Below are 10,929 nucleotides of genomic sequence, written 5' to 3'. Positions count from 1 at the left end.
AGATCTGCGATGAATCGATTTGAGATTGAATTTGGTGAAAGATTAAACCTTCACTAAAAACTGGAATCAACTTACACAGATTAATTTACACCCTCTGACGGGATGGCTTTGCCTATCGCTGGAAAAAGTTCTTGCATTTAGTACGTTGTCTGCTCGAATCACACAGGGCTTACCTCGCCAACCAATAATTTGATCCAAACTCCGTATCACTCTTTCGGAGGGTAATGAAAAATCCACTTCAATTCCTAAAGCCTCTCGATTAAAGTCATCAATGACATTAAACAACCTAATACTGCGCCCATCCTCTAACTGGTCATGCATAAAATCAATTGACCATACTTGGTTGATTGCTAGTGGAACAGTTAAAGCCTCCGGCTTCTCACGCACCAGACGTTTACGTGGCTTGATCCGTAGGTTCAACTCTAACTCTCTGTAAATACGATAAATACGCTTATGATTCCAGGTAAAGTTCTTAATGTTACGCAGATACAAATAGCAAAGGCCAAAGCCCCAAGTGCGGTTGTTATCTGTTAAACGGATCAGCCAGTTAGCAATCAGCTCATTCTCGGCGTTGTTCTTGGCTTGATAGCGATAACAAGACTCGCTCACGCCAAATATGGCGCAGGCCAATCGAATGGGGATTGCTTTATCTCTTACTGCCTTTTGGGCCATCTCACGTCTGCGAGACGGCCTCACCACTTTTTTGTGATAGCCTCATTTAATATCTCCGCTTTGAGTTTCTCCTCAATATACATCTTCTTTAAGCGGGCATTCTCAGCTTCAAGCTCCTTCATGCGAGCCATCATGGATGTATCCATACCACCGTACTTCGCACGCCATTTATAAAAAGTAGCCGTACTAATCCCTAACTCTCGACAAATCTCGGGAACCGCTAAACCACTATCTACCCTTTTTAGGGCTTCCATAATCTGACTATCTGTAAATTTTGAACGCTTCATGTAGAACTCCTCTCAATGAGAAAATTCTACTTCTAAATTCAGTTAACCTGAGGGGGGATTACCAAGGCCTCTTAACTTTGATCGGTATGAATTCAAAATAGTCTTTCAATATCTGCTCTAAGAATATCTTCTGGTATCTAATTACCATTTGAAAGTGACTCGATATTTTGTCCATGAACGCCTAGTTCTTTCATTTCTTCTAAATAAGTTCTAAAACGAATCAATTTTCTCTCTTTGATTTACTTAGTAAGTATCTGAAATTAATAACTTTAGTAGATAAAAGTCATAACGAAGATAAGGTATTTTAATAAAATTTATTTATATTTACAGTTATATTTACAGTAATTATGTTAATATAAACTCATGGATACTAAAACATATACCTTTGAAGAGTTATGCGACATTTCTGGAGTCAGCTCCAGAACGGTTCGTTATTACATACAAATCGGATTATTGGATAAGCCCATAGGACAAACCCGAGCAGCTCACTACGTGAGCCTTCATCTTGAGAAGATACTTCGAATCAAGCAATTAAGTGAGGCTGGAATATCCCTAGAGCGCATTCGGGAAGTCTTGTCAGGAGAGCTACTCGATCTTCCTGCGCGAAAAAAGCAAGCAGGTCAGATCGAAGTTCGTAGTCATTTATACATTAAAGATGGTATTGAGTTACAGGTTAGTCCGGAAACTGCTGGGCTCAGCCCTGAAGAATTAAGAAGATTTTTTAAGATGGTTTTAGAGGCGTATGAATACGTAAAAAAGGATAAGAAATGATTGGAATAGATGAGCGCTTTGGCCTATCAACAATTGATGGCGATCAAATGTCATTAAAGTCAGTTAAAGCAAAAGGCCTGGTCAAAGGACTTTTATTTGAAATGACTGTAACGCAGAATTATAAAAATGAAACGAATCACAATTTAGAAATCGTTTACACGTTTCCACTTAGTTGGGGTGCAACCTTTATGGATCTGAGCGTTGAAATGGGTGGTAAACGTTTAAGTGGTATTGTGACTGAAAAAAAAGAAGCAACTAGAAGGTACGAAAAAGCAATAAATGACGGTGATGCTCCAATTATGTTGGAAAAAAATTCAGAAGGACTTTACACAGTTAATTTAGGTAACTTAAAAGCAGGTGAGGAAGCCCATATTGAATACACGTATAGTCAACTCTTAAAATATGAAGAGGGAGCCATTCGACTAACAATTCCTACAACGATCGCACCTAGATATGGAAATAGTGAAGGTGGGGGTATCAAAGAACATCAGACAACACAAAATAGTATGTTTGTTGAATACCCATTTAGCCTCTCTATTGCGCTCGGTGGTGGAATTGAAGTTGCAACCATTGAATGCCCATCTCATCAAGTTCAAGTATCAAATAAAGTAGATCATTTAAGCGTTGAACTATTACGTGGTGCTTACCTAGACCGAGACTTTATCCTCAATCTAAGCAATTTAGAAAACCAATCATTCTGTATCGTGACTCCAGATAGAAATATTGGTCCAGAAGGCTGTACCGTATTGGCTAGTTTTTGCCCACCAATTCCCAAGACTCAATCTACAAAACCAATTAATTTAAAGATACTTGTTGACTGTTCAGGATCAATGGAAGGCGATAGTATCGAATCCGCAAAACGTGCAATTCACCATGTCTTAAGTCACTTGGAAAGTAAGGATCGATTTTCGTATTCTTGTTATGGGACAGATGTAAAGCACTTAATTAAAGAGATGAAATCAGCAAATAAATTCAATACCATAGCAGCTAGTTTTTTAATTGGAAAAACTAAAGCGGACATGGGTGGCACTGAAACTGGTGGTGCTTTACTTTCAACATTTAATTTGGGTAATGGAGAATGTCAATCTGATGTTTTAATTATCACAGATGGTGAAATTTGGGAAACTGAAAAAGTAATCCAGGAGGCTAACGACTCTGGACATCGAGTATTCGCGATTGGTGTTGGAAGTGCTCCAGCAGAATCATTTTTACAGGAACTCGCTGAAAAATCTGGTGGTGCCTGTGAATTAGTTGCGCCGAATGAAAACCTTGAACAAGCTATAGTGAGAATGTTTAATCGTATTCGTTTGCCAAAAATTAAAAATGTAAGTATTAATTGGGGATCTAGTGATGAACCGTTATGGGTAAGCGGAAATATCGACACCATTTTCCATGGAAATACTAGTCATATATTTGCAGGATTTGATCATCCTATTAGAACAGCACCATCACTTTCATTTGAGATTGAAGATCAATCAGAAAAAGCAAACGTTAGCTCCAATCAATTGAATAGATCTGAAGATTTTAATTTAGCTAGATTAGGTGCTACCAAAAGATTAAAGGATCTCATACGAGACAAAGAAAAAACAGAATTAGCACTTCGATATCAACTGGTCACGGAGAATACGAATTGTTTATTAATTCACGTTAGGTTAGAAGAGGAAAAGCCACTTGACCTACCAGAGTTACAGAAAATTGCTCAAATGCAAGCTGCTGGATGGGGAGGGGCTAGCTCGATTCGTGAAATGCATTCAGATAAAATGGTGATGAATATTTCGAGCTATCAAAGTTTTTCCCCAATAAGTGCTGTGTCTGTAACTCCACTTTTAACAAGAAGAAGTCCTACCGCAAGTATTGTTAATGCAAATATTTCAAACCCTAGAGTTAGTCATGTTGAAAAAATGTCATCGGCATTGCCTCCCCAAGAAGAAATCAAGATAGAAATAAAGATATTTACTCCTATAGAACTTATCGGTTTAGCTAGTGATACGATAGAACAAATGGGTCACGTGCGTGTGTTTATAAAAATAATAAAATCGGATATCTTCAAAAAAAGCCTCCCTAAAGAATTATTGGAAATAATTGAAATCCTTTCCAAGAAGCATGACATTGAGAAGGTCTGGATTACGATTCTTGCATGGTTATTACTTCGACTTGAAGATAATACCGAATGGAGTACATATACAAAGATATTCATTGAGAAATTAACTGAGACATTAGATAGTTCTGATTTGAGTATTGACATACAGATGCTAGATAGAAAATTTTTTAACCTTTCAAAAAATGACTGGTTTTAATTATCGCTGTGGCTTTACCCCGTTGTGCTTGCTGTTTACTTTTGATATTTGTAGCGACCAAGAGGATTGGGTATGAGTGCCTCAAAGTCGGAAGACATTGTCTTTACATGAAAAAACCATATCAGCTTACTAGCCTTACTACTCCATTTCCTATGGGAATCCTTTCAAGGTGTGGGTAAGCTGACCACCGGGAAAGACCGGTATTAATCTGTAGAAAATTAAATATGGAAAAGATTTTATTTTTAGATTTTGATGGTGTTCTTCACTCAACAACGAGTTCGAGTGATTTACTTTTTTCAAATACAGCTACATTAGTTAAATTATTAAATAATCATCCTTGCAAAATTATTATTTCTTCGAGTTGGAGATTTCATCATGACATTACAGCAATTAAAAAATTTTTACCAAGCCAAATCAGTAATTTGATCAGTGGAGTCACTGGAGGACCTCACATCGGGAAATGGCCACGATATAACGAAATAAAGAACTATATGATTGACCGACAAATCTTAGCAAATTGGAAAGCGTTAGATGATTCTTTTTTAGAGTTCCCTAAATATTGTGAGGAACTTATTCTTTGCAATGGAAATGTTGGTATTCAAGACAATCAATTGCAACAACTTAAAAATTGGCTTACAGATCATCATTTTTAATACATCAAACTAAAACCTAACTACTGTTAAAGGAAAATGTTATGCCAATTGAATGGGCACAAGATGCGAATCCAAGAGATGCATGGCCGCATGAAGAAAAAGACTTTACACCCTGGTTAGCAGAGGCTGAAAATTTAACTAAATTTGGGAAGATACTAGGACTTAATCAACTTGAACTAGTGAGAATTGAACACCCTGTTGGTCGGTTTTTCGTAGATATTTTTTGTACAGATGATCAAGGTGAAGTGATTATTGAAAATCAACTAGAAAAAACGGATCATAATCATCTTGGTCAAATTCTCACCTACGCTGCCGGGGTGAATGCTAAAACAATTATTTGGATAGCGACAGATATTCAACCAGAGCATGCGGCAGCTATTAATTTCCTGAATGAGAACACCCATGAGGGTTTAAATTTTTTCGCTGTTCAATTGAGTGTGACAAGATCTGGGCAGAACTTTAATCCTAATTTTCAAATTATTGTAAATCCGAACAATTGGACTAGGAGTTCTAATGAACTATCAAGAGCTGTAATGCTCTCGACTCCAACCACACAACTTCAGCTTAAATATTGGACTGCATTTACTAATTATCTTGATGACAATCAGATAGACCTAAAAAGACCAAAGGTGCAAGGTAAAGGTTGGGTACCAATTAATTTAGGAAAGTCAGGAATCAAGATTTGTTTAAAAGTAAATTCACAAGCAAAAAATATTGCAGTTGAACTTTATATTGATCATCCTGACGCAAAAGAACTTTTTAATAGGCTAAAAGAAAATCAAGATTTAATCAATCAAGAATGTGGCCTTAACTTAGACTGGCAAGAACTACCTCATGCTCATGCTTCAAGAGTTGAATACTTGAAAACAGAGGCTAATATTTTTGATGAATCTTCATGGGAAGATTTATTTAAGTGGCATGCTGATATTGCTCAAAAATTTTATACTGTTTTTCAGCCAAAGATAATGGGGTTATAACTATGCCAAAGACAAAATTACAATCAGGTTCAGTACCGGAATGGTTGATGTCTGTAGATGAACTTAGTAATTTTGATCGGAATTTAGTTTTAACTGATTCAATTTATTATCCCGGTTCAAATATTGATGGAAGATTCTTAGAGGTATATTTAGGAATGTCACATAGTATCGTCTATGCTGATCCGGGCGTACCAAAAGAAATATTTAGAGTTAATGTTGAAAAAATTGGTGGGTACGAATTAATTGTTTGTAAAGATGTTTCATCAATTGAATTAAGTCCATCACCAAAATATCAAGATCGACCTTTACCAAGTGATTTCTATCCTGAATTAAATTCACATACTGAAGTCAATAAAGCATTAAGAGAAGCATATCGTCAACTAACATGGAGTTTTCGGGTATCACCCTTTGCAATGTGGGCAGTTCTTCAGAGGAAATCTACTACTAGTGCGACCCACGGACCTGAGAGATTTTCTCTTTTATTTATTGGTGGTGAAGGTATTGCCACTTATTCAGCAATCTACAATTCCAACCTGCTTTATCCAAAGGCCATTGTTTTTAAAGGTGCTGATATAGGCTTTGGACATAATTGGACCTTTTTTGAAAAAAAAGGAGGATTATTTGAAAGGGTGGTTATGTCAAATGAAGCCGGCATTCCCAAATATCTGTTAGCTTGGGATAGATATAACCCATCTGGAAGTGATCATTGGGTTACTAAAGAAGGAGTAGAGCTTTATTGGGAAAGATATACTGAAAAAATTCCAGACAACGGTGATCTTAATGTGTGGACGAAGAAAGATTAATATTCTTTGTAAATTTTACTAAAGGACTTTAAAAATGGGTGAGATTTTCGATCAGTTAAAACTTAAGAAAAAAGAACTAAATGAATACCGTCAGTCTGTAGGTAAACTTGAAGATGAGATTGCCAAGCTAACAAAAAAACTGATTGCAGAAGATGTATCTGAAAAAATTAATAAATACGAGATTCAGAAATTAGAGTATCCGAATGGATTAAATAGGTTATTCATCAGAGATTTCTTATGCTACGAAAAAAATGCTGACTTTATCGGACTTTCAGACTCAAAATTACTGATTCTTGGAAGTGGGCCCTGGAAAAAATTAGAGCTAGAAGAATTTTTATCAAGTAAATATTTTGAATGTGTGAGTGTAGAAATGAATCCTAGTATTTTGATACTAGGGGATTTTGATTTTGATAACGAAGAAATTGACCGAATTCTGTTTTCTGAAAGTTATTTAAATAAAAACTTAAGGATTTATACCCAAGAACTTTTTGTTTACTACTTAATAACTGGCGAGGATCCATTAGAAAATTGGGAAGTAGATACTCTTTTAACTGCAGTTGAAGATCATAAAGGACTTCAGTATATCCTCAATTTTCCTGAATTTACGTGGCCCATTTCCTCTTCGGATTTGGAGAGTATTGATTATTCAATTTCTGAGATAGATCCTTCAGATTGGGATGAAGAATCGCCATTGAGAAAATTAGGTTACACGGTAAAAGAAGGAGCGCTCTCTGAGCAACAAAGGCATAACTTATTAACTAGAGCATTTTCTGAGCCGCTAGATGAATACTTAAATAGTAGCCATGAAAAAGAACGCTGGGGTAAAGCCAATAGTGCTCAAAGACTTTATGCAATAGCTAGCTTTATCAGTTGGCTTAATGGATTTCAGGGAAGTAACAAGCCCGGTGCTTCGGAGCGTTGGAGAAACGATCTTCAATGGTTAAAAGAGGAGTTCTATTTACGTAGAATGAAATTCGAATGGCCAAATCCAATTGTTAATGTTAATTCAAATAATAAAACTAATAGCGCTAAACCATCAATACTTAACATACCAAAAACATCAACAAAAGTTCAATTATTTAGAGTCGGTAAGAAAGTCTTTAATGAAAAATATGGGTGGGGTAAGGTATCTTCAATCTCAACCTTAAGAGATGAGATTGAAGTTGATTTTTCGGATTTTAAAGTTGGTACAAGAATATTTAGTAGATCACTTGCAAAGTTTTATGAATAACAGTAATAGTAGTTATTACAGAAATAGAAAAATCTGTCTATTTTGAGATTTGTATTATCTTAAACACAATGGCAGCGGTAAGCATTAGTGAATAATTATCGAATTCGATCAATAGTGAATTGGGTAAAAAGGAATTATTCAAAGGAGGCAGTCAAGTATGTTTTACAACAGCATTATTAATTGTGATTTTACATATAAGTGTCCAACTGATTGGGATAAGTTATCTGAAACAAAAAACAATAATATTAAATACTGTCCAGAGTGTGATAAATCGGTAACTCTTTGTCGTAACCAAAAAGAAGTAGATGAAGCTTCTGAAAAAGGGATTTGTATAGCTCATCCTATTTTCCCCAGATATTCTGAAAAAAAAGTTATTGATTTTGAACCCGGAATCGCGGAAAACTTTATAAAAGATGTACCAATTCTCACCTTGGGTTTGCCTCGAATTAAAGATGCATCCAGCATACCTGCGGATGAGCTTCAACATTTTATGAATGCCCAATTCGATACCTATGACATTATTTTGAAAGAGTTAAAAGCATATAAAAAAAAGACACACTGGATTTGGTATATTTTTCCTCAGATATCTGGATTAGGGGAAAGCTTAAACTCAAAAAAATATGCTTTGAATTCTATAGCCCAGGCCCAAAGGTATTGGAATCATTACATTTTAGGGCGAAGGCTGAAGGAGTGTTTAGGAGTATTAATGCAATCTAAAGAGCCATTGCATCAAATACTTGGAGAGATTGATGCGATGAAATTACAGTCTTGTTTAACTTTGTTTCATAAGGCAGTACCAGAAGAGATTCTCTTTAAAGAGGCTTTAAGTAAGTTTTTTAAAAGTGAATTAGATCAAAATACTTTGCGAATTTTAACTACAGCTAATTGAAATCATAAAAGGTATGAAAATCACTGAATCACTCTCAAAGGGGCTTAAAAACAGATTTTTTCTTGAGTTGGCCGATGAAATAAATAAGAAAGGCCAAAATAATCCTTATCAAAATATTAAGGTGAAAAGGACAAATTGGGGAAAGTGTGTATCAGCATTTAAAACATATCACAAGAAATTTACATTCATTTTTTATGAAGGCGGAAGTCAAAGAAAACCCTATATTGGCGCCGCTGGGTTACATATTAATCAGAAAAGGGAGTTTAATCAGTGGAATGAAAAATGTCTAGAGGGTGTTGTTGCAGTTGCAAGTTGGGACCCAGTTGTTTACGAGTATTTTCCCGGTTTTTTCAATATTGGGGAACATGTAATTTCAAGATTATATGAGCGCGGAAAAGTTAGGTTCATAAATGAATTTGAAGTGGATATTTTTTCTATAATGCCTGAATTTAAGATGGTTCCCCTTTGGAGTGGTTTTTGGACACTTGTTTTCTTAGTATTCAAACATAATAATCTGCATTTCAAAGAGATTGCAGAGATTTACCCAGTTATACCTTGCGATAGCGGATTGTTACTGGGAGAAATAGGTAGCGGTAAGACAGATGTTCTAGAAATAAGAACATTTGTAGACTTCAACAATCTTAACTTTGATCAGCAAGAGGTACGGAAAATTTTAATTGAAATTTCTGAGGGGTTAATAGAGTCTCCTATTTGTCTAATGCCGATTGTTCAAATTACAAAAATTGATCATTACTTATTTCAAACTTCTCTCATGGCATTCGAAGTTCTTAAATCATATGACGTTATTTCAAGGGTTCTGTTTCACAGAATTGAAGATGATAAGTTGAGAGCGAAATTAAAAGAGGAGTTTAAGTTTTCACTAAAAGAATACTCTAACCACGTATCACAAGAGGAGTTAGATATTTGTAGAAAATTAGGAATTAGAAGTACTCAAATTTTAGTAAAAAAAACAATTTTTAAAGAGCAAGTTAAAAGAATTCGTTAAATATGTACTAAGAATATTTTCATGAATTTTGAGGAAGTCAAATAAGTGTTTTTTAATTTCATGAGGATTGACGTTAATGCGCATAATTGGACGTTATGTAAACTAATCGAGGGTAATTATGAGGATTTATAACTTTACTAGTTTTCCACACGCAATCAGTAATCTTAAGAATAAAAGATTAAAAATTTCTCGTTTTAATGAATTAAACGATCCATTTGAGCTTTTAGCTGCGGATCTTTTGGATATAAGACATAGAGAAGCTTTTACTAGATTTAAAAAGCAGCTAAACGAGAAGGCTGGTATTGTATGCTTTAGTGGTGCATGGGGTAATCCTTTGATTTGGGGGCATTATGCAAAAAGGCACACAGGCATAGCATTGGGATTCGATGTTTCAGATGAGATGTTATTGAAGGTCCACTACACAGCTTCTAGGCCTAAAATTGAATTTGATCAAACAAAAAGAAAGGTAGTCGATGGGAGCAAGGTTGTAGATCAGTTAATCCGTACAAAATTTATAGATTGGAAATACGAAGATGAATATAGGATGGTAAGCGTGTTGCGAACACATGTCGCATTTTGTTGGATTTGTGTTATAGCGAAGTGGGTTTCCAGCGATGTGGCAATAATTCTTCGATCTGGTTGTTCTTTTGGGTCGGCAACCTGGTTAGAACATCTTTGATGTAGGCATATGGATCATGACCATTCATTTTCGCTGACTGGATCAAACTCATGATGGCAGCAGCGCGCTTTCCTGCACGTAACGAACCCGCAAACAACCAGTTCGACCGGCCGATGGCAATCGGACGAATCTGATTTTCAATCCAATTATTATCGATTGGCAATTGACCATCGTCAATATAACGCGTGAGTGCATCCCATCGCTTCAAGGTGTAATCTAATGCCCGTGCCGTAGCAGAACCATCGGTGATCTTCATTCGCTGCAGGCGCATCCATTCAAAGAGTACATTCGCAATTGGGCGAGATTGTTCCTGGCGTATTTTTTGTCGACTCTGGCAGTCCAATTCTTTTACTTCTCGCTCTACTTCATAAAGTTGCCGTATGAGCTCAAGGGCATGTTCTGCAATCTGACTTTTATTCGCCACATGCAGCTCAAAAAACTTGCGTCGTGCGTGTGCCATGCAACCGACTTCGGTGATGCCATTGGCAATCATCGCTTTGTAGCCACTGAAGTCATCACAAACCAAACTCCCTCGCCAGTCCCCTACAAAGTGACGAGCGTTCTCACCGGATCGACTCTCTGCAAAATCGTAGATGACTGCCTTCAACTCCTCATGAACTCCAGGTGCGTAAGCCCATAAATAAGCTCGGTGTGTTTTCTTATT

10 protein-coding genes and 1 pseudogene are annotated in these 10,929 nt (G+C 36.2%); 9 read left to right on the top strand and 2 right to left on the bottom strand.

The annotated features are described in order from the left end of the window. Positions 1 to 144: 144 nt before the first annotated feature. Positions 145 to 959: pseudogene (locus tag B8983_RS13640) on the bottom strand (IS3 family transposase); the annotation flags it as partial. 363 nt (positions 960 to 1,322) lie between these two features. Between B8983_RS13640 and B8983_RS13635 the strand changes: the two are divergent. From B8983_RS13635 to B8983_RS14415, 9 genes are all read left to right on the top strand, one after another. Then, positions 1,323 to 1,730 carry a MerR family transcriptional regulator gene (locus tag B8983_RS13635; protein WP_084286089.1) on the top strand — a complete coding sequence of 136 codons (408 nt, stop codon included), beginning with the start codon at positions 1,323 to 1,325 and terminating at the stop codon, positions 1,728 to 1,730. Further along, positions 1,727 to 4,027, top strand: a complete 2,301-nt coding sequence (locus B8983_RS13630) for a VIT domain-containing protein (RefSeq protein WP_084286086.1) — start codon at positions 1,727 to 1,729, stop codon at positions 4,025 to 4,027. Before B8983_RS13635 ends, B8983_RS13630 begins: the two co-directional genes overlap by 4 nt. A gap of 224 nt (positions 4,028 to 4,251) precedes the next feature. After that, the gene (locus B8983_RS13625) at positions 4,252 to 4,680 is read left to right on the top strand and encodes an HAD domain-containing protein (protein ID WP_084286081.1); all 429 of its coding nucleotides are present in this window, start codon (positions 4,252 to 4,254) and stop codon (positions 4,678 to 4,680) included. A gap of 41 nt (positions 4,681 to 4,721) precedes the next feature. Next, complete coding sequence (locus tag B8983_RS13620; protein ID WP_084286079.1) at positions 4,722 to 5,657, top strand: DUF4268 domain-containing protein; 936 nt, start codon at positions 4,722 to 4,724, stop codon at positions 5,655 to 5,657. A 2-nt stretch (positions 5,658 to 5,659) separates the two neighbouring features. Next, the gene (locus B8983_RS13615; protein ID WP_084286077.1) at positions 5,660 to 6,460 is read left to right on the top strand and encodes a hypothetical protein; all 801 of its coding nucleotides are present in this window, start codon (positions 5,660 to 5,662) and stop codon (positions 6,458 to 6,460) included. A gap of 34 nt (positions 6,461 to 6,494) precedes the next feature. Further along, the gene (locus B8983_RS13610; RefSeq protein ID WP_084286075.1) at positions 6,495 to 7,691 is read left to right on the top strand and encodes a hypothetical protein; all 1,197 of its coding nucleotides are present in this window, start codon (positions 6,495 to 6,497) and stop codon (positions 7,689 to 7,691) included. 157 nt (positions 7,692 to 7,848) lie between these two features. Further along, the gene (locus B8983_RS13605; RefSeq protein ID WP_084286072.1) at positions 7,849 to 8,580 is read left to right on the top strand and encodes a DUF1810 domain-containing protein; all 732 of its coding nucleotides are present in this window, start codon (positions 7,849 to 7,851) and stop codon (positions 8,578 to 8,580) included. Positions 8,581 to 8,593: 13 nt separating this feature from the next. After that, entirely contained in the window at positions 8,594 to 9,586 is a 993-nt protein-coding gene (locus tag B8983_RS13600) for a hypothetical protein (RefSeq protein ID WP_084286067.1), read from the top strand. Positions 9,587 to 9,704: 118 nt separating this feature from the next. Next, a complete protein-coding gene (locus B8983_RS14415; RefSeq protein ID WP_084286065.1) occupies positions 9,705 to 10,265 on the top strand; it encodes a DUF2971 domain-containing protein in 561 nt (186 codons plus the stop codon). On the opposite strand, the gene tnpC is transcribed toward B8983_RS14415, so the two are convergent. Continuing rightward, the coding region (gene tnpC / locus B8983_RS13590; protein ID WP_143736199.1) for an IS66 family transposase at positions 10,177 to 10,929 on the bottom strand (753 nt) is incomplete at its 5' end. The two genes, B8983_RS14415 and tnpC, sit on opposite strands and share 89 nt — an antisense overlap.

Origin of the sequence: Polynucleobacter kasalickyi, assembly GCF_900176405.1 — a bacterium.
GTDB lineage: Bacteria > Pseudomonadota > Gammaproteobacteria > Burkholderiales > Burkholderiaceae > Polynucleobacter > Polynucleobacter kasalickyi.
Note: the sequence above shows the minus strand (reverse complement) of the source record. Positions and strands in the feature narration are given on the sequence as shown.

Bases quoted from the DNA above. Each gene is read 5' to 3' on its own strand.
- B8983_RS13625 (WP_084286081.1), top strand. From the start codon at position 4,252: ATGGAAAAGATTTTATTTTTAGATTTTGATGGTGTTCTTCACTCAACA.
- B8983_RS13620 (WP_084286079.1), top strand. From the start codon at position 4,722: ATGCCAATTGAATGGGCACAAGATGCGAATCCAAGAGATGCATGGCCG.
- B8983_RS13610 (WP_084286075.1), top strand. From the start codon at position 6,495: ATGGGTGAGATTTTCGATCAGTTAAAACTTAAGAAAAAAGAACTAAAT.
- B8983_RS13635 (WP_084286089.1), top strand. From the start codon at position 1,323: ATGGATACTAAAACATATACCTTTGAAGAGTTATGCGACATTTCTGGA.
- B8983_RS13630 (WP_084286086.1), top strand. From the start codon at position 1,727: ATGATTGGAATAGATGAGCGCTTTGGCCTATCAACAATTGATGGCGAT.
- B8983_RS13600 (WP_084286067.1), top strand. From the start codon at position 8,594: ATGAAAATCACTGAATCACTCTCAAAGGGGCTTAAAAACAGATTTTTT.
- B8983_RS13615 (WP_084286077.1), top strand. From the start codon at position 5,660: ATGCCAAAGACAAAATTACAATCAGGTTCAGTACCGGAATGGTTGATG.
- B8983_RS13605 (WP_084286072.1), top strand. From the start codon at position 7,849: ATGTTTTACAACAGCATTATTAATTGTGATTTTACATATAAGTGTCCA.
- B8983_RS14415 (WP_084286065.1), top strand. From the start codon at position 9,705: ATGAGGATTTATAACTTTACTAGTTTTCCACACGCAATCAGTAATCTT.